At 75.3% G+C, this 19,299-nt stretch carries 11 protein-coding genes and 1 riboswitch; of the genes, 1 reads left to right on the plus strand and 10 read right to left on the minus strand.

Translation table 11 applies throughout. The annotated features are described in order from the left end of the window. Positions 1-25 precede the first annotated feature (25 nt). Positions 26-2,338 carry a 5-methyltetrahydropteroyltriglutamate--homocysteine S-methyltransferase gene (gene metE, locus ABZ898_RS11165; protein ID WP_361655767.1) on the minus strand — a complete coding sequence of 771 codons (2,313 nt, stop codon included), beginning with the start codon at positions 2,336-2,338 and terminating at the stop codon, positions 26-28. 163 nt (positions 2,339-2,501) lie between these two features. Then, a riboswitch (cobalamin riboswitch) is annotated at positions 2,502-2,720 on the minus strand. A gap of 70 nt (positions 2,721-2,790) precedes the next feature. Continuing rightward, on the minus strand, positions 2,791-4,119 hold the full coding sequence (locus ABZ898_RS11170) for an amidohydrolase (RefSeq protein WP_361655770.1): 1,329 nt from the start codon (positions 4,117-4,119) through the stop codon (positions 2,791-2,793). A gap of 182 nt (positions 4,120-4,301) precedes the next feature. Here ABZ898_RS11170 and ABZ898_RS11175 point away from each other — a divergent pair, with 182 nt between their 5' ends. Beyond that, a complete protein-coding gene (locus ABZ898_RS11175; RefSeq protein ID WP_018548797.1) occupies positions 4,302-4,475 on the plus strand; it encodes a thiazolylpeptide-type bacteriocin in 174 nt (57 codons plus the stop codon). 111 nt (positions 4,476-4,586) lie between these two features. On the opposite strand, the gene ABZ898_RS11180 is transcribed toward ABZ898_RS11175, so the two are convergent. The 8 genes from ABZ898_RS11180 to ABZ898_RS11215 form a co-directional block, all read right to left on the minus strand. Then, the gene (locus tag ABZ898_RS11180; RefSeq protein ID WP_361655773.1) at positions 4,587-6,530 is read right to left on the minus strand and encodes a TOMM precursor leader peptide-binding protein; all 1,944 of its coding nucleotides are present in this window, start codon (positions 6,528-6,530) and stop codon (positions 4,587-4,589) included. Then, on the minus strand, positions 6,527-7,279 hold the full coding sequence (locus ABZ898_RS11185) for an ABC transporter permease (protein ID WP_361655776.1): 753 nt from the start codon (positions 7,277-7,279) through the stop codon (positions 6,527-6,529). The genes ABZ898_RS11180 and ABZ898_RS11185 overlap by 4 nt, the downstream gene beginning before the upstream one ends. Beyond that, on the minus strand, positions 7,276-8,232 hold the full coding sequence (locus ABZ898_RS11190; protein ID WP_361656291.1) for an ABC transporter ATP-binding protein: 957 nt from the start codon (positions 8,230-8,232) through the stop codon (positions 7,276-7,278). Before ABZ898_RS11190 ends, ABZ898_RS11185 begins: the two co-directional genes overlap by 4 nt. Before the next feature lie 1,301 nt (positions 8,233-9,533). Continuing rightward, on the minus strand, positions 9,534-10,661 hold the full coding sequence (locus ABZ898_RS11195; protein ID WP_361655778.1) for a lantibiotic dehydratase C-terminal domain-containing protein: 1,128 nt from the start codon (positions 10,659-10,661) through the stop codon (positions 9,534-9,536). Continuing rightward, entirely contained in the window at positions 10,658-13,384 is a 2,727-nt protein-coding gene (locus tag ABZ898_RS11200; RefSeq protein ID WP_361655781.1) for a lantibiotic dehydratase, read from the minus strand. The genes ABZ898_RS11195 and ABZ898_RS11200 overlap by 4 nt, the downstream gene beginning before the upstream one ends. Before the next feature lie 61 nt (positions 13,385-13,445). Then, positions 13,446-15,035: a nitroreductase family protein gene (locus ABZ898_RS11205; protein ID WP_361655784.1), complete on the minus strand. Its 1,590-nt coding sequence runs from the start codon at positions 15,033-15,035 to the stop codon at positions 13,446-13,448. 91 nt (positions 15,036-15,126) lie between these two features. Next, complete coding sequence (locus ABZ898_RS11210) at positions 15,127-17,049, minus strand: TOMM precursor leader peptide-binding protein (RefSeq protein ID WP_361655786.1); 1,923 nt, start codon at positions 17,047-17,049, stop codon at positions 15,127-15,129. Further along, entirely contained in the window at positions 17,039-19,282 is a 2,244-nt protein-coding gene (locus tag ABZ898_RS11215; protein ID WP_361655788.1) for a TOMM precursor leader peptide-binding protein, read from the minus strand. The genes ABZ898_RS11210 and ABZ898_RS11215 overlap by 11 nt, the downstream gene beginning before the upstream one ends. Positions 19,283-19,299 lie beyond the last annotated feature (17 nt).

Genomic DNA, 19,299 nt, shown 5'->3' on the forward strand with positions numbered 1-19,299 from the left:
GGGCCGGGACGAACGGGCAGTACGGTTAACGCAGTTCATCCCGCACGGTACGGGCCGCCGCCACCAGGTTCTCCAGCGAGGACCTGGTCTCCGGCCAGCCCCGGGTCTTCAGCCCGCAGTCCGGGTTCACCCACAGCCGCTCGGCGGGGATCGCCTTCAGCCCCGTACGCAGCAGATCGGCCGCCTCCTCGGCGCTCGGCACGCGCGGGGAGTGGATGTCGTACACGCCCGGACCCGCCTCGCGGGGGTAGCCGTGCGCGGCGAGTTCGCGGGCCACCTGCATGTGCGAGCGGGCCGCCTCCAGGCTGATGACGTCGGCGTCCAGGTCGTCGATGGCCCGCACGATGTCACCGAACTCGGCGTAGCACATGTGGGTGTGGACCTGGGTGTCCGGCCGGACCCCGGCGGTGGTCAGCCGGAACGCCTCCGTCGCCCAGGCGAGATAGGCTGCCCGGTCGGCGGCGCGCAGCGGGAGCGTCTCGCGCAGCGCGGGCTCGTCCACCTGGATCACCGAAGTGCCCGCCGCCTCCAGGTCGTTGACCTCGTCACGGAGGGCGAGCGCGACCTGGCGCGCGGTGTCGCCGAGCGGCTGGTCGTCGCGGACGAAGGACCAGGCCAGCATGGTGACCGGACCGGTGAGCATGCCCTTGACCGGGCGGTCGGAGAGCGACTGGGCGTACGTCGTCCAGCGGACCGTCATCGGCTCGGGGCGGGAGATGTCGCCGGCCAGGATCGGCGGGCGGACGTAGCGGGTGCCGTAGGACTGGACCCAGCCGTGCTGGGTGGCGAGGTAGCCGGTGAGCCGTTCGGCGAAGTACTGCACCATGTCGTTGCGTTCGGGCTCGCCGTGCACCAGGACGTCCAGGCCGGTCTTCTCCTGGAAGGAGATCACCTCCTGGATCTCCGCCCTGATGCGCTCCTCGTACCCGGCGGTGTCGATCCGGCCCGCGCGCAGGTCCGCGCGGGCGGTGCGCAGTTCGCCGGTCTGCGGGAACGAGCCGATCGTGGTCGTCGGCAGCAGCGGCAGGCCGAGGTGGGCGCGCTGGGCGGCGGCCCGCTCGGTGTACGGCTGGGAGCGGCGGGCGTCGGCGTCCGTGACGGCCTCGGAGCGGGCCCGCACGGCGGGGTCACGCGTGATCGGCGAGCCCGTGCGGGAGGCCAGGGCGGCCCGGTTCGCGGCGAGTTCGGCGCTGATCGCGTCCGTGCCGCGTGCCAGGCCCCTGGCCAGGGTGACGATCTCGGCGGTCTTCTGCCGGGCGAACGCCAGCCAGCGCAGGATCTGCGGTTCGATGTCCCGTTCGGGCGCGGTGTCCAGCGGCACGTGCAGCAGGGAGCAGGACGCGGAGACGTCGACCCGATCGGCCAGCCCGAGCAGGGTGCCCAGGGTGGCGAGGGACTTCGACAGGTCGTCGGCCCAGATGTTGCGGCCGTCGACCACACCGGCCACCAGCCGCTTGCCGGGGAGCCCGCCGACGGCGGCCAGCGCGTCCAGATTGCCCGCTGCGGTCCCGGTGAAGTCCAGCGCCAGCCCCTCCACGGGTGCCTTCGCCAGCACCGGCAGCGCCTCGCCGAGACGGTCGAAGTAGGACGCGACCAGCAGCTTCGGCCGGTCGGCCGGCGCGCCCAGGTCGCGGTAGGCGCGCTCGGCCGCGTTCAGCTCGGCCGGGGTGCGGTCCTGCACCAGCGCGGGCTCGTCGAGCTGGACCCACTCCGCCCCGGCCGCGCGCAGATCCGCCAGCACCTCGGCGTACACCGGGAGCAGCCGGTCCAGCAGGGTCAGCGGATCGAAACCGGCGCCGACCCCGGGCGCGGGCTTGGCCAGCAGCAGGTAGGTGACCGGGCCGACCAGCACCGGCCGGGCGGCCAGGCCCAGGGCGAGCGCCTCCTTCAGCTCCGCGACCTGCCTGGCGGAGTCCGCCGAGAACACGGTGTCCGGGCCCAGCTCGGGCACCAGATAGTGGTAGTTGGTGTCGAACCACTTGGTCATCTCCAGCGGCGGCACCTCTCCGGTGCCGCGCGCCATGGCGAAGTAACCGTCCAGCGGGTCGGCGGCGACGGCGGCGCGGTGCCGGGCCGGAACCGCGCCGACCATGACGGTGGTGTCCAGGACGTGGTCGTAGTACGAGAAGTCGCCGGTCGGGACCTCGTCGATGCCGGCCCCGGCGAGCGCCTGCCAGTTGGTGCGGCGGATGTCCTGCGCGGTGGCCCGGAGGGCGTCGGCGGTGACGCGGCCCTTCCAGTAGCCCTCGATCGCCTTCTTCAGCTCCCGGTCCTGGCCCTGACGCGGGTAGCCGTACACGGTGGACCGTGCTGCCGCGGCTGCGGACTTCGGTGTCACGGAGATCTCCTTCACGAGATGAATCCCTGAGATCCCGGCGACGGGACGAGCACGTGAAGGGGTGACGGCCAGGCGGCCCGGCCCGCGTGCTGCGGCGCGGTGGTTCCGACTGGTTGCGTACGCCGACCCGCCCTCGAGGTCACCGGGACTCCGTACGCGAACGGGCCGCGCACGGGCAGTTGGCAGGTCTTCGGACTCGCGGGCACGTCCTCGACGGAGGACACCTAGTGGCCGTCGCTTCCCAGGCCCGTGCGTCGGACCCAGTGCGTATGACGGCGTTCGTTCCCGCTCACCGCTGCGGGGCAGTCCCGGATTCCCACCGGGTTCCCTCTTACGACACCCCGCCTGGCGGACGGGGCGAACCAGCTACAGGGGTCACCCTACGGGCCGTGACCGCGTGCCGCCGGTGGCGTCCGGCATTCGGATGGTGATCCGGGCCACGCGTCCCGGACTCAACTCCCCGCCGGGCCCAGTTGGGCGAGCGCCGCCGTCACCATCGCGGCCGTGCCCGTGTCCAGGGTCAGGCGGACGCTGGGCAGATAGCGGGGCGAGTGGTTGTGGGGCAGGCCGCGGAACTTCTCGGCGGGCCCCTTGCCCGCGGCCGCCGCCCACTGGGTGGGGCCGACCGAGCCCAGCATCCAGTAGGTGCCCCGGATGCCGGGCCGCCCGTGCAGATGGCCGCCCGCGCCGGTGAGCAGCGGGAAGTCCTCGGTCGCCGAGGACGCCGGCCAGCCGGTGACGCGGGCCGCGCCGAAGGCCGCCCGGTGGGCGGCGCGGACGGTGGCCGTGACGCCGGGGTCGGGCCGGGTGACACCGGAGCGTGCCGTCTCGCGCACGCTGACCCGGGGCGGCAGCGCGGCCGCGGCGGCCTCCGCGCGCACCACCCGCTCCACCGCCGCCGTCCCGCGTACGAGCGCCGCCTCCGACAGGGCGCGGACGGTGACCCGCAGTTCGGCGCGGGTCGCGGTCACGTTCCCGGTGCGGCCGGTGTCCCCGGCGCGCAGCGAGGACGCGGTGACCACCAGCCGCTCGGCCGGGTCCGTCTCGCGGGCGGTGACCGCGGGCAGCCGGGTCGCCGCGCCCGCCGCCGCCAGCAGCGGATCGGCCGTCAGATGCGGGGTGGCCGCGTGGCCGCCGTCGCCCTCGAAGACCACCTCCAGCGTCACGCTGCCCGCCATCAGCGGGCCGTCGGCGTGCGCCACCATCCCGGCCGGGAACGCGGCGGTGTGCTGGGCGAGGACCACGTCCGGCGCGGTGACCCGGTCGTACAGGCCGTCCTCCAGCATGGCGCGGGCCCCGCTGAGGGTCTCCTCGGCGGGCTGGCCGACGACCAGCAGCGTGCCCCGCCAGCGGTCCCGGTGTTCGGCGAGCCAGCGGGCGGCGGCCGCCGCGCAGGCCAGGTGGGCGTCATGGCCGCAGGCGTGCATCACCGGCACCGGCCGCCCGTCCGGGCCCGGCGCGGTCGCGGTGCTCGCGTAGGGGACGCCGGTCTCCTCCGCGACCGGCAGCGCGTCCAGCTCGGCCCGCAGCAGCACGGCCGGGCCGTCGCCGTTGGCCAGTTCGGCCGCGACGCCGTGCCCGCCGACCCCGCGCAGCACACGGAAGCCGTCCGCCGCCAGCCGGTCCGCGAACCGGGCGGCCGTGCGCTCCTCGGCACCGGAGAGCTCGGGGTGCCGGTGCAGGTCGAGGTACAGCTCCGCGGTGGACGCCAGCAGGGCGTCCAGGCCGGGCGGGACGCCACCGCCCTCGGTCGCGGTCGGACGGTTCTGGTCGCTGCTCACGGCGGTTGCTCCAAGGGGTCGTCGTACGGGCGTCGTACGGGGGTGTCAGCGAAGTGACAGCCATCGGTCAGGGAGTTGGTGTCGGACGCGCGTAGAAAGGGAGGTGCCCGGGGGAGCGCTCCTTGGGCAGGTTCGGCGCACCACTGATCAGCAGCAGGTCACCTGACCCGGAAGGAGCCACCATGGCTGACAACAACCTCGCCTCCCTCGCCCAGGAGATCCTGGACCTGGAGTCGGAGACCTTCGAGATCACCGACTACTCGGACGCCAGTGAGGTCATGCTCGGTTCGTCGACGAGCTGTTCCTCCACCAGCACCTGCTCCAGCACCACCAGCACCACCTCCTGCACCGCCTGATCCAGGCGTCGCACCGACGGCCCCCGGCCCGCGTCAGCGCGCCGGGGGCCGTCGGCGTCGCCGCGGGCCCCTTCACGGCCCGCGCGCCGACGAGCTGAACGTCTGCCCCGCTCACGGGAACGGATGCGGCACCCGCCGCAACTCCTCCTCCCGCAGCGGCCGCGGCACCAGTCCGGCCCGGTGCGGCGCGCTGCGCAGCCTCGGCATGGTGAGCGCCCGCTGCCGCGGCCAGCCGAAGTCGATCGGCAGCAGGCCCGGCGCCAGCGCGGCCACCGTGCGCAGCCCCATCCGCCGCTGCTCGGGCGTGGTCTGGTCGACGGCGATCACCTCGCAGCCCGCCCCCTCCAGCAGATCCCGCACCAGCAGCAGGTCGTCCCGCAGGTCCCCGGTGCGCGGCCGGCGCTTCTCCCAGCCCGCGAACAGCTCCCCGAGCCCCGCCGTCCGGGGCGGCTTCAGGTATCCGGCGGCGTGTTCGCGCATCGAGAGCAGCCCGAACAGTGCCGCGTGGTCCGGCAGCCGCTTCACCAGGTCGAAGTCCTCGGCCATCGCGGCCAGTTCGGCGGGCCGCTCGGCGACCTGGCCGGGCAGGTGCGGGATGTAGGTGAGGATCTCGGAGACCGCCGACTCCACGGCCGTCGCGGGGTCGAAGGAGGCGCCCGCGGCGAACGCCAGGGAGCCCGGCGCGTCGTCGCGGCGGACGGCGAGCCCGGTCACCACGGGCACGGGCAGGTCCACCCGGTTGTCGAAGACCCGTACGTCGTACCCCTGGAGCGCGGCCCGTGCCACCATCGCCCGCACGCGGGGCGAGCGCACCGAGTCCAGCTCGATCTCGGGCAGCGGCAGATCTCCGTACCAGCCGAGCAGGAAGGCGTCCCGTTCGATGAGTTCGAGCAGCCCGAAGAACACCGCCTCCTCCCAACTGCTGCCGGTCGCACAGCCGTTGGAGCACTCGAAGACGAAGTTGTCGGCGGCTGTGCCCGCGCTGTAGTACACCAGCCGGGCCGGGACCAGCACCGGGCGGGCGTCCCGCAGTGAGTGGCCGGTCACCCACGGGATCGGCCGGGCGGGGTCGAAGGGCTCGACCATCGGGTCCTCGGCGTACGTGCGCGGCCCGTACAGCCCGCACGCGCGCGGGTCGAGGGCGCGCTCGCCGCGTTCCTCCAGCTCCTCCAGCGACGCGGTCAGCACCGGCGCCCGGTGCCTGCGATGGGTGCCCGCGTAGCGCTCCAGCCCCTCCAGGAACGCCAGATCGCGGCTGTCCGCGAAGGAGTTGGCCTGCCCGCTCCAGGTGACGTCGGTGAGTCCGGCGTACCCCCGCATGAACACGCTGCCCGCCACCGGGGCGGTGGTGGGGGAGGTGACGTCGATCCAGGTGCCGCCGCCCAGCACCCCGCACACCGGGTTGGCCAGCGCCTTCACCGGGAGCGGATGGTCGCCGGCCCGGCGCAGCCGGTAGGAGTCCGGGCCCGGCTTGGGCAGCGGGCCCGGCGCGGGCGGCGTGGCGCCGAGCGCGGCGCTGCGGGCCGCCTCCTCGGTGGAGGGGCGGCAGTGCGGGCACATCGGCTCCGGCAGCAGCGGGAACGTCCGCACCCGCAGTGTCTCCAGATCGACCTCGGTGACCTGGGGCAACTCGGCGTCCGGGCCCTGGGCGGAGTGCCGGGCGGCGCCGGAGGCGATCAGCCGGTGCAGCGACCACACCGCGTCCACCGTGTGGTCCGGCAGCACCGGCCACGCCCCGGCCGCCGTGGTCCCGGTACCGGTCTCCAGCGCCTCCCGTTCGGTACGGGTCCGCAGCCGCTGTCTGCGCATCGCCAGACAGGTCCCGCAGGCCGGACCGGCGGCCGGGGTGCCGCCCCACGGGCCGAGCAGCACGGCCTGCGCGGTCAGGTGCACGGCTGCCGCGTTCGCGGCGGGCAGCCCGCTCTCGCCGAGCACGTTGGAGTCGCCCATGCGGGACACCTCGGGCGCGGGCAGCCCGGCCGCGGCGGCGCGCGCCGCCAGCCGGTCCCGCAGCCCGGCCCGCGCGGCCTCCAGAGGGGGGATCGTCGTCGTCATGTCCGGTTGCTCCAGCGGAAGATCCGGGTGGCCAGGGCCCCGAAGACCAGGGCGAACACGACGAGTCCCGCGCAGTCCAGCGCGATGTCGCCCAGGTCGCCGCGGCCGCCCATGGCGTCGGTGAGACCGTCGTTGAGATAGTGCAGCGGCAGCACCTTGGCGGCGGTGCGCAGCCAGCCCGGCATCAGGTCGTCCGGGAAGAACGAGCCGGACAGGAACGCCATCGGCACCATCACCAGGTTGGCGATGGCCGCGACCGCCTCCGGGGTGTCCGCCAGGCTGCCGACGACCAGGCCCATGGCGAGGAACGCGGTCACCCCCAGCACCAGCAGCGGCAGCGCCGCCCACCAGGGGCCCATCAGCTTCAGCCCGAAGAACGGCAGCAGCGCGACGGCGGTGAACAGCGCGGTCTGCGCCAGCGCCACCCCCATGGCCACCGTCCAGCGGGACGCCAGCAGCGTCCGCAGCGGCGTCGGGGTGCGCCAGATCAGCCGCAGCAGGTCGTCGCGGCGCCACTGCATCAGGGCGAACCCGACCGAGAACACGGCGGCGTTGCCCACACCCCAGGACAGCACGCCCGGCGCGATGTAGTTGATGGAGGCCAGCCCGCCGTCGACCTTGTCGCCCTGGAAGATCAGGCCGAACAGCACGAGGAAGGCGAGCGGGAAGGCGAAGGTGAAGAAGAGGGTCGTCTTGTCGCGCACGCTCGCGACGTAGGTGGCCCTGGTCAGTGCGGCGTAGGCGCTCAACGGTGGTGCTCCGATCCGGTGCCGGTCAACGAGAGGTAGGCGTCTTCGAGGGTGGGGGTGCGCACGGAGACCGTGTCGATGTCCACGAGGTCCCCGAGCGCGGGCAGCACCCGGTTGGGCACCGTCGTCTCGATGACCAGGTCGTCGCCCTGCACGGTCGCCCGGTCCACCCCCGCCAGCGCGAGCGCGGCCTCGGCGGACACCTTGTCGGCGGGCACCAGCAGCCGGGTCGGCGCGGCGAGGGCGCGGATCAGGCTGCGGGGCGAGTCGAGCGCGACGACCCGGCCGCCGGCGATGATCGCCACCCGGTCGCACAGCGCCTCGGCCTCGTCCAGGTAGTGGGTGGTGCAGATGATCGTGCGCCCCTCCGAGCGCAACGACTGGAGCAGCACCCACAGTTCGCGCCGCGCCTCCGGGTCGAGCGCGGCCGTCGGCTCGTCCAGGAAGATCAGCTCCGGCTCGTTGAGCAGCGCGGTCGCCACCGCGAGGCGCTGGCGCTGGCCGCCGGAGAGGTGGTCGACCCGGGCGTTCTCCTTCTCGGTCAGCCCGACCCGCTCCAGCGCGGTCTTCGCGGCCTCGGGCGCCATGCCGTACAGCGCGGCCACCGTCCGCAGATGCTCGCCCGCGGTCAGCCGGGCGAAGAACGCCGACGCCTGCGTCTGCACCCCGATCCGGGCCAGCAGCGCGATGTCGCGCGGCCAGGGGCTCTGCCCGAACACGAAGACGCTGCCGGAGTCGGCCTCCCGCATGCCCTCCACGATCTCCACCAGGGTGGTCTTGCCCGCGCCGTTCGGCCCGAGGATGCCGAAGAACTCCCCCCGGCGCACCGCGAGGGAGACGCCGTCGAGCGCCGTCAGTTCCCCGTAGCGCTTGCTGACGCCCTCCAGGGCGACGACGGTCTCGGTCGCGGTGCCGCCGGGGGCGGGCTCCGTCCTGCTGTCGGGTGCGCTCATCTCGCCTTTCCTCAACTGATCTGCGGTGTGCGGTACTTGCCGCTCGGGTTCGGACGTGGGGGAGGGGGCCGGAGCCGCCCCGGTGGTGCGCCGGTCCCGCAGCCGCCGGCCGAGCCCGCCCAGCGCCCACAGCAGCAGGACGGCGGCGAGCAGCGCGGGCGGCAGCGACCAGGCGAGCACCGCCAGGCCGTCCGGCAGCATCGTGCGCAGCACGGCCCCGCACAGCACCAGCAGCGCCGCGCTCTGCACGGCCGTCAGCAGCGCGAACCCGCCGTACAGCAGCCGCAGGCGCGCCGGGTACGCGGCGAGGCCCGGACCGCGCCGGAACAGCGCCCGCGCCGCGAGACCGGTGAACGTCCGGGAGCCCTCGGAGAGACCGCTGACGCCGAGCGCGTGCCCGAGTGCCTTGTAGCCGTCCAGCGGCGGCAGCGGCAGCAGGTTGGCCACCCCGAGGACGGTGCCGAGCAGCAGCAGCGCCCCCAGCGCGGGCCGGGCCTGGGCGTCGGCGGGGAGCAGCGCCCACACCGGGTAGAACGGGACGAGGAAGAGCAGGTTGGCGAAGACGCCCGCGCAGGCGGTGGCGACCTTGCGGGCCCTGCCGCCGAGGAACTGGACGTCCTCCACCTCGCAGTACAGGTAGGTGGCGAAGCAGATCCAGCGCAGCCCGATCTCCGTCACCCGCCCGCCCCAGGCCCGCGCGAACAGCCCGTGCGCCAGCTCGTGCAGGGCCAGCCCGCACCACAGCACACAGCCGATGGCGAACAGCAGCACCGGCTGCCGCGCCGTCTCCTCCGTCTGCCGCCACAGCGTCCCGGCCTGCGCCACCACGGCGACGAACACGCCGGCCGCCAGCGCGGTGAGCACCGCCAGCACGGCGGGCCGCCGCACGGGCGCGGTGAGCCGGTGCAGCCGGTCCATCAGCGCGGGCGCGTCGGACACCATCCGGGTCCGCCCGGCCAGAATCCCGTTCGGCGGCCGCTCCGGCCCGGCCGGGGGCGCCGCGGCCGGTACGGGGGAGCCCTCCAGCAGGCCCCGGCCGTACAGCAGCCGCAGCAACTGCCCCCACTGCGCCTCGCCGAGCCGGGCCCCGAACTCGCCCGCGTACTCGCCGCCGATCTCCTCCAGCGTGCGGGTGCCGTCCAGCCTGGTGATCAGGAAGTGCTCCTTGGGCCCCAGCTCCAGCCGCCGCCCGTCGCGCGGGTCCTTCAGCAGGTGGATACGGCCCGGACCGCGCACCAGCCGGGGCCCGGCCACGAGGTCGGGGCGCACCTTGGGGCGGCCGGCGAGGAACGTGCCCGTGCTCACCCCTCACCCCCGCGCCGCCAGCCCGCCAGCGAGCCGGCGGCGTCGCCCGCCGCGCCCTTCGCGCCGCCGTCCCGCAGGGCGCGGGCGAGCACGTACGACAGGAACGCCTCGTCGCGCACGGTCGTGCTCAGCCGGTTGTTGGTCATGTGCAGATACGGGGAGAGCAGCATCGGCAGCGCCAGGGCCGGGTCGGTGGGGCGCAGGTCGCGGGTGCCGTCCCAGGAGCGGAAGACCAGCTCGCCGTCTCCGATCAGCGCCGTCGCCCGGTCGCGCAGCTCGGCGCAGTGCCCGGCCCAGCCCCGCAGGAACGCCGGGAGCCGATCGCCCTCGCCCGCCGCCACCGCCTTCCGGATGTCCCGGAACCGGCCGGGCAGGCTCGCGCCCATCGCGGTGTACGCGCGGTCGTAGCCCTCGTCGGCGGTGTAGTTGGTGTCGGAGAACGCCCGGTTCCAGAAGGCGTGGTAGCGGTCCAGGAAGGCCAGCAGAGCCTCGTCGTCCCGCAGGAAGGTCCCGGACATCACCATCATCAGCTGGGCGGACAGCCCGAGCAGCACGGTGCGCAGATGCAGGTTCATGGAGCGGGCGGCCTCGATCACCAGGTCGCTGGAGTGCTGGAAGTGCCACTCCGCCAGCTCGATCCCGGCCGGGCCGCCGTACTTGCCGTACTCGGGCTCGTACGGGCGGTCCTCGAAGGAGTTGTTGGGGCGCAGCAGCATCCGGCCGTCCGGGCCCAGGTACTGCGACCGTTCCTCGTCGCCGAACTCCAGGGTGAACAGGGTCTCGTAGAGATCGGCGAAGAAGCCGTCCTTCACCTCGTACAGCGCGGGCCGCTCGCGCAGGAACGTCTCCAGCGCGGCGTGCGCCCGCTCCCGGACCACGGCCGCGTCGGCGGCGCGGGCCGGTTTGAGGCGCAGGCGCAGATGCGGGCCCTCCAGCCAGTAGTTGATGAAGAAGTACCCGGCGAGCAGGCCCTCCTGGGTGAGGGCGTCGACCAGGGGGCGGACGCACTTCAGGAGCAGCGGGCGCGGGCTGGCGGCGTAGAAGACGTGCACGGCCAGCCAGTCGCCGGGCGCCTCCCCGGCGGCCGGGCCGGGCACGGCGGCGGATGCGGCGGGAGCGGTCATGGGGTGACGTCCTCCTCGGGACGGGCGGCCGGTACGGGCAGCAGTTCCACGGCGAGTTCGGCGACGTGCCGCCCGCGCGGGGAGGTGACGTGCAGTTCGTCCTCGCCGGGGAGCATCTCCTCGAAGACGGTCCGGGCCCTGCGGCCGGCGAGCAGCCCTTCGAGCGCGGTGAGCGAGAGCGGGCTCTCGAAGTCGACGTAGCTCGGCTTGGACCCCCCGGACCAGGCGGCGCCCCGGCCCTCCTCCGCCTCCTCGTGGACGGTGGCGAACACGCGGGCGGGCAGGCCGTGCCGGACCCGCCAGCGATGCCAGGCGAGGTACCAGTCGGCGTCGGCGGCACCGGCCTCCCGCAGCGGGAGACGGCCGTCGGCCACGGTCCAGGAGCGCCGCTGGAGCACCAGCGCGTGGTGGCGCACGCGCGGGCGCCGGGTGACGCCGTCCACCGCCTCCCCGGCCGGCACCCCGCGCCACACGTCCGGCACCGAACGGGAGGTGGGCGAGAACAGCAGCAGGGTGCGCGGGATCTCGGGCAGCACCATCGGCACCAGATAGCCGAGGTACACCGGGACGACCTCGCGGTCCAGGCGCCGCGAGCGCAGCAGCAGCCGGTCCTCGGCCTCGTCGTGCACGGCGTACAGGTCGTCCAGGTGGAGGCGGGCCTCCTCGGGGGCGGTGCTGTGCTCGCCGGGGCAGACGATCTCGTGGTCGGTCAGGCGCCCGTGCAGATTGAGGTTGGTGGTCGCGGCACCGGCCGTGACCTCGGCGAGGACCGCGCCGGACGGCGGCACCGAACGCAGCCCGGCCCGCAGGGCGTCCGTGAGGCCGTCCTCGCCGTCGAAACAGTGGGTGAACCGGGTGAAGGGGAAGCAGAGCCCGCCGTAGGAGTTGTTCAGCACGGCCAGCGGACCGTCGGCGCGGCGGGCCAGTTGCAGGAAGTGGCTCTGCGGGCGGAACGCGGGCGCCGCATCGCCGAGCGCCTCGGCCACCTCGTCCACGGTCGCGTCGTCGAGCACGAACTCCTCGGCGCCCCGCGGGAGCCGGTCCCACTGCTCGCGCATCCGGCCGGTGAGCGTCGCGCGGGCCCGGTCGAGGGCGGTGATCTCCGGGACGCCGAGCCAGTTCTCCTCCGGGGCGTGGGCGCCGTCCGGGAGGTAGGTGTCCTTGGCCGCCGTGAACTGCAGATACTGGCGGAAGATGTCCTCGTGGAAGTCGTGGACCAGCCGCAGCAGGTCCTCGCAGCGGCCGCCGCGCCCGTACCGGGCGAGGAAGAAGCCCTTCAGGGTGAGCCGCTGCGGCAGCGCCACGTCGAAGGCGGGCAGCACCCGCCCGACCGACCGCAGCGGGCCCGCCACCGGCTCCGCCCAGTGCGCCAGCGGCGCGCCGGTGGTGCCCGCCGACACGTCCTCGTAGAGCAGGGTCCGCGGCAGTACGGGCCGTTCGGCGCCCAGATCCCGCTGGAGGGCGGTGAGTTCGTCGCGGAGCCCGGCCAGCAGTGAACGCCGGGCGGGCACGTCCGCGTCCCCGTACCGGGCGACCGCCCCGGCCGGGCCGTCCAGCCGGGCGGCGACGGAGTCCGCCCAGTCCACCCCCAGCCCGCGCAGCGCCCGCTGGAAGGAGCGCAGCGGGTCGCTGCCGTGCACGCCGGTGTCCAGCAGGGGGAGCTGCAGCATGCCCAGCTCGCGCAGCGCGGTCAGATAGTGCTCCGCCTCCTCGTCCCCGGCCCCCGTGGTGGCGGACAGCCAGCGGGCCAGGTCGCCGTGGGTGAGCGTGCCCCCGGTGTCCCGCAACAGCGTCAGCATCCCGTCGAGGACGCCCTGCCGGCGCAGGAAGAACAGCCGGTCCTGGGCGGCGTCGAAACTCACCGGCGCGCTGTCGTCCCCCGCCGTGACCGCGCGCCGGACGTAGCGCACCATGTCGTCGTCCAGCCGCCAGCCCGAGGCCGGTGCCACCGGCAGGTCGGCGCGGCGGGCCGCGTCGGCCGCGATCAGCTCGGCGAGCCGGGTGAGGACGACCACGTTCAGCCGGGGATGGCTCGTCCAGCCGTCGCCCACCTCCGTCAGGTCGCCGCCGTCCTCGAAAGTGCCGAGCGCGACCCCGGTCAGCGTGCTGAAGGGGCTCGTCTTGCAGGCGGTCCGGTACAGGTACGACAGCAGCGAACGCTCCATCTTGCGGGCCCGCTTGCCCGGCGCCGGGTTCGCCTCGGCGGCGAAGGCGTCGAGCCGCTCCTCCAGCGTCGGGGAGGCCAGCAGCAGCCCCCGGCGCAGCCGGTCGTCCAGTGCCAGCTCACGCAGCGCGGCACGGGTGCGGGCCAGGGCCTCGCCCAGCACCGGGCCGCCCTCGGCGCGCAGTTCCTCCCAGCGCAGCCGCGCCTGAAGCCATTCGGCGAGGTCCGCGCCCGTGTCGCCGCCGAGCCCGGCGGCGAGGGCGCGGGCGGCCGGGAGGTCGCCGGGCAGGCGGTTGTTGAAGACCTGGCGGCGCAGCGCGAGCAGACGGCGGCGCAGCGCCGCGTCCTCGGTGGCGCCGACCGCCTCGGAGAGCGGATCGCTCAGCCGGGCGCCGAGCGCGCGCAGCCTGTCCTCCTCGGCCGCCGCGCGGACGGCCCAGGCGGCGGCCTCCGGGGCGCGCAGCACCTCCACGGTCTCGGCCGGGAGCCCGGCCACGCGCAGCATGAAACGGCGGTGCAGGGTCACAGTTGTCTCGGCGGCTGTGGTGGCCGGGCTCATACCGTGCTGCCCCTTTCGGGTCGGGACTCCCCCTGGCCGGGCGGGAGTTCGGTCGGGCGGTTCATGGGGCGACGATGTCGTAGCGGTAGTCGGCGGGCCGGGGCCGTTCCTCGCCGATCATCATGATCAGCAGCGGCACCTCGCCCCGGCCGGCCACCCCGAACTCCTCCGCGTACGCCACGCAGTCGAAGCCGAGCGCGACCCCGCAGCCGGTCCCGGCGGCGGAGGCGGCGGTGTAGACGGCCTGGGCGATGGCGCCCACGGCGGCGTTGACCAGCCGCAGCCCCCGGTCGCCCACGGCGTCCAGCACCGCGTACGTACGCGCCACCGGCACCAGCACGGCGGCCGCCTGCTCCAGGTTGTAGTTGGCGAGGAAGTAGTTCCGCTGGAGGAACTCCCCCCACTCCCCGGACTTCAGCAGCACCAGATCGCCGGTGTCCCGGTCGTACTCGTACAGCCCCGGCGGTACGTCGCGGACATGGTTGACGAAGACGTGGAACCGGGTCAGCGGAGCCCCTCCCGGTGTCTCCACGTCGCTGTCCAGGGTGGCGGCCGAGACGGCGGCGGCGAGCGCCACCGCCAGCTTGGCCGCGTCCAGCGGCGCCCCGGCGCTGAACCGGCCGAAGCTGCTGCGCCGTTCGCGCAGTGCCCGCCGCACCGTGGTGTCCAGCGGCGCCGGGGCGGGCAGCGGCACCGGCTCGCCGGGCCCGGCCGGAGCCGCCAGCGCCGGGTCCAGCCGGCCGGGGGCGGGGCGGTCGGCGGCGCCCTCCAGCGTGGCCTCGTGCACCCGGCCGACGGTCGGGAAGGTCAGGGTCCGCCGCGAACGCTCGTCCGGCACCCGCCGCACCGCCGCTCCCGGCGTCGGTGGGGCGGGCGTCCCCGGCGCGGGCGCGGCCCAGCGCAGCGGCACCACGGCGAACACCCCGTCCTCGGCCGGGTCCAGGCCCAGCAGGCGGCCGATGCGCGGCTCGTCGAACCACAGGGCGGTGCCCAGGCGCAGCCCGTGCGCCCGCGCCCACATCCGCCAGGTCTCCAGCAGGGCGCCGATGTCCATCGTCACGGCGTGGTAGGCGAAGCTGTTGTACTTGAACGCGTTCTGCCAGAACGTCACGCCCAGCACCAGGAACTGATCGGTGCCGGCGTCCGCCAGGCCGTCGCCCAGCGCGTCGCGCACCTCGCCGGAGACATCGCCGGACAGGAGCCGGTTCAGCCGGTGGCGGGGGGTGTCGTAGTAGTAGACGCCCGGGGTGAGCGGGCCGCTCGCGCCGCTCACCCAGTGCACGCCGATCGGGTACAGCCCGCCGCCCGAGGCGGTGCCCCGCGACCAGTTGGCGTGGGTGTGGAACGGCAGCGAACCGAGGTCCGTGTTGGCCTGCACGGCCAGCCGGCGTCCGGTCAGCCCGTAGGAGTCCCGGAGCATCGCGCCCAGCAGGGGCAGCGTGAAGGCGCCCGTGCCCGGCTCGCCGAACAGGCCCCGGCCCAGTGTGGCGTCGTCCGCGCAGCCGCCGTCGGGCAGCGGGAAGGACGGCACGCCGGGGAAGTACTTGCCCTTGCGGGGCCGGTCGGCCCAGTCCGGCACGAAGTCGGCCGGCTCCATGGGGGTCCTGCCCCGCCGCATCACCGCGGTCGCGTACTCATGGGCGTATCCCACGGTCACTCCCTAGTCAGCTCGTCTGTGGCGGGCGCCCGGCGGCTCGGGCCGGGCGCCCGTGATTCGTTGGTGCGGACAGCCGCCGGGGCGGTCAGGGGAAGGGGTGCGGGGCCGGATTGCACTCCTCCGGCGCCAGATCGCCCGCCCGCAGACCGGCCTCCCGGAGCGCGGTACGGGTACGGGGCAGCCAGGGGCCGCGCTGCCGGCTCCGGCCGAAGTCGATCGGGAGCAGGCCCGGCACCAGCACCTTGACCGTGCTGAGGCCCAGCTCCCGCTGCTCGGGCGCGCTCTGGTCGACCACCACCACGTCGAAGCCGCGCGCGGTGACGTCCGCGACGACCGCCTCCACGTCCGCCCGCAGATCGGCCGGGCGGGACCGGGGGCGGTCCGGGGCGAGCGAGGCGAGCGGGACCCGCGCGGCGTCGTCCCGGCCGCGCAGCAGGAAGTCGGTGTACCGGCCCATCTCGGGCAGCCCGTACAGCAGCGGATGGTCGTGCAGCACCCGTACCTCGTCGAAGTCGGCGGCCATGCGGCGCAGCCGCCGCTCCTCGCGCGCGGTGCGGCGGCGCAGGTTCACCGAGTCGGTCGCGATCTCGCACAGCCCGCCCGCCAGCGCGTCCTCCGGGTCCAGGGAGGCGCCCGCGCCGAAGCACAGCAGCCCCGGCCCGCCGTCGACCCGCTCGGCGACCGCGGTCACCACCGGCACCGGGAAGCTGATCCGGGTGTCGAAGAACCGCGCCCGGTACCCGTACATCGCCAGCCGGTCCACCATCGCGCGGGTCGCGGGCCGCGCGCTGCTCGCCGGGTCGATCTCCGGCAGCCGCGCCCGGCCGAACCAGGCCAGCAGAAAGGCGTCGCGCTCGATCGTCTCCATCAGCCCGTGCAGCACGGCCTCGGCCGGACTCCCGCCGGAGGCACAGCCGTTGGAGCTCTCCTGCACGAACCGGCGCCGGATGCCGCCCGGCGCGTGGTAGTACGCGACCACCTCGGGGACGAGGACCGGCCGGGCGTCCCGCAGCGACCAGCCCCACACCCAGGTGACCGGCCGGTCCGGCGCGAAGCGGGGAGCACCGACCGCCTCGGCGTCGAAGCCGTCCGGGTAGAGCCCGGTGACCCGCGGATCGACCGCGGTGTCGCCCAGCTCGTCCAGCGTGGCCGTGACCACCGGGCGCCGGGCGCGGGCCCGCATCCCCGCGTACCGCTCCAGCCCCTCCAGCAGTCCGACGCGCACACTCGTGCCGTAGCCGCCGGTGTGCCCGCCCCAGTAGCACTCCCGCAGATAGGCGCCGGAGCGGGTGGTGAACGCGCCGACCGCCGAGGAGGTGGAGCCCGAGGTGAGATCGGGCGCGACGGACGGGCCGAGCATGCCCGTCACCGGGTTGGCGAACGCCTCCAGCGGCAGGTCGTACGCGGACAGCGGACGGGTGCGGAAGCTGCCCGGCGTGTGCTCCGGCGCCGCGTCCAGAGCGATCCGGGCACCCTCGGCCGTGTCGTCCGGTCGGCCGGCGCAGGACGGACACTCGCCGTCCGGCACCAGCGGGAACCGGGAGACCCGCAGCGTCTCCAGGTCCAGCAGCCACACCCACGGATGCCGTACGGCCCGAGGGTGCGCCCCGGCCGCCGAGACCAGCGCGGCCAGCGCGTCCACCACGAAGGCGGCACCCCACGGCGGGGTCCCGGTCGCGCGGGCCGGCCCGCCCCGCTCCAGGGCGTCCCGCAGGAACCCGGCGCGCACGGCCTGCCAGCGCCGGGCCAGACAGCGCGGACAGCCGCGCCCGTCCACCGGGGCCACCGGGCCGACCACGGCGTGATGCCCGTACAGCCCCACGGGTATCGCGCCGGGCGTGAACTCCACCGCCTCGTCGGCGAGTTCGTCACGGACGCCGAGCGGCGTCACCACGGCGGGACGGCCGGGGAGCCGGGAGGCCAGAGCGGCGGTCAGCCGCGCGCACACCGCGTCCCACGGCGCGGCGGAGCCGACGGCGGCGGGCGCCGCCCCGGTCTCAGTGGGCACCGGACTCGCCACCGGTCAGCAGCACCCGTACCGCGTGCACCTCGCCCGCCGCCAGGTCCGGCGCGGCCACCGGCACCGCGAACGCGTCCCGCCCGTCCGCCGCCAGCGCGTCCAGCACCGTGCCCCAGTCCGTCCCGTCCGCCCGCAGCCCCACCGGCTCGCCCTCGGGGACGAGCGCCGCCGCCTCCAGATCGGCCCACAGCGGGTCACCGAGGTCGAGGCCGGTCCCGGCCCGCCGTATCTGCTCCGCGCCCAGCAGGTCCCGCAGCGCCTCCAGCACCGCCTCGCGCTGCCGCAGCCCGCTGCCCGGCGCCCAGCGCACCGCACCGCTCACCGGATCGGTGAGCCGGGCCAGCGCCACGGGCAGCGAGCCGACGGCCGCCGCCGACAGGTCCAGCACCTCCACGGCCACGCCCAGGTTCTCCGCCGAGCGCAGCAGGAACAGCGACTCGGCGTCACCGGTGAGGGAACCCGGGTCCAGCACCCTGACGGGGGCCGCCCGGCGGAGCACCCGGCCGAGCGCGTCATGGGCCACCGCGCCGCGCAGGGCGCGGGCCAGCGCCGCACGGGGCGTGCCCGCCGCGCCCGTACCGGCGGGCGTCCGCTCGAACAGACCCTGGTCGTTCCAGCCGCCCATGGTGCGCACCGCGCCCGTCGGCACCAGCACGGTCCGCCCGTCCAGCAGCGAGGTCGCCTCCGTCCACGCGGCGACCCGGTCCACGGCCACGTCCAGCCCGCTCGACACCGCCAGCCGGCCCGGCGCGACACGCGCCGGGCCGCCCTCGGCGGGCTCCGCCGTCCGGGGCGGCACCACGTGCTCGGCGTACACCTCGGCACCCCGGAACAGCGCGGCGAGCCGGGCCCCGGCCACATGGTGCACGTCGACCGCGGAGACCTCGCGCACCCGGCCGGGGGAGACCCCCAGGCGTACGGTGCTCACCTTCAGCGGGGTCTGCTCCCAGTCGTCGTCGGCGTACCCGCCGAACACCCCGGCCGCCTCCCGGACCAGGACGTCGCGCCGCTCCAGCGCGGTGAGCGCCGCCTTGGCCGCGGCCTCGTCCGCCGGGCCGTCGGCGGGCGCGGCCACCGGCTCGTCGTCCGGGTGCGGCACCCGCAGCGCGGCCCCGTCCGGGGCCTTGGGCTCACCGGACGCGCAGAACCGGCACCGGGGATGCGGCAGCAGCGGTTCGGCCAGCACGTCCAGCGAGTCGAGGTCCTGCACGACGACCTGGTTGCGGGTCTCGGCGGGCAGCGCCTCCGTCACCAGCCGGAACACCTCGAACGACAGCAGGTTGCCGAGCATCCCGGCGAGCGGCCCGGACGGCAGCCGCGCGGCCGTGCCCAGCGGCGCGGCCGGGCCCAGCGCGGCCCACAGGTCGGCGCTGTCGGCGGCGTCGGACCCCGCGCCCAGCCGCAGCGCGGCGCAGGACCAGCAGCCCGGCGTCCCGGCGGTCATCACCGGCCCCACCACCGTCCGCCGCCCGAAGGTCCACGCGCCCAGCAGGCGCCGTCCAGCCGGCACCCCCTCGGTGAGCAGCCCGAGGATGCGGCGCGGTGCCGTCGCCCCGGTCACCAGCACGGTGTCCCAGCCCTCCAGGTCGGCCCACCCGGGCGTCCCTCCGGCCAGCCGGGCCAGTGTGGGCGCGCAGCCCGCCTCGGTGAGCAGGGCCACCTCCGCGTCGAGGTCGGGCATGCCGCCGGGCTCGTGGTCGAGGGCGCCCTCCGCCGCGTCCTCGACCGTGATGCCCACCGCGGCGCAGCCGTTGCGCAGCAGACCCAGCGCGGCCCAGCGTGCCGTCGCGTCGTCACCGAGCACCGCGACCCGGGTGCCGCGGAACCGGGCGAACCTGCCGTGGGCGTCGTCGGCGTAGTGGTCCAGATAGTCGATCTGATGGGCGAAATGCCCGGCCACCTGCGGTGACAGTGTGCCGCCGTCGGGTCTGGGTCCGGCATCCCGGGCGAAACCACGCGCGTAGAGTGCGCGCACGAGTTGGAACACCATGTCGCGCTGCCTGTCCCCCAGGCCGGCGCAGAGTTCCTCGACCCGCCGCTCACCGTCGAGGTGGGGCACGATCAGCGCCGCGAACCGGTAGGCGGACTGCGTGACGACGTTGAACCCGCCGTGCGCGTTGTGGAACAGCACCCCGGTCGGGGTCTGGGTGAACAGGACGTCCCTGCGGATACGAGGCCGCGACTGCGCGATCTCCTCCAGGGACGCGGGAGCGTGGGCCATGCTGCGAAACCTCCGGA

This window comes from Streptomyces sp. NPDC046860, from assembly GCF_040645115.1.
In the GTDB taxonomy this organism is placed as follows: domain Bacteria; phylum Actinomycetota; class Actinomycetes; order Streptomycetales; family Streptomycetaceae; genus Streptomyces.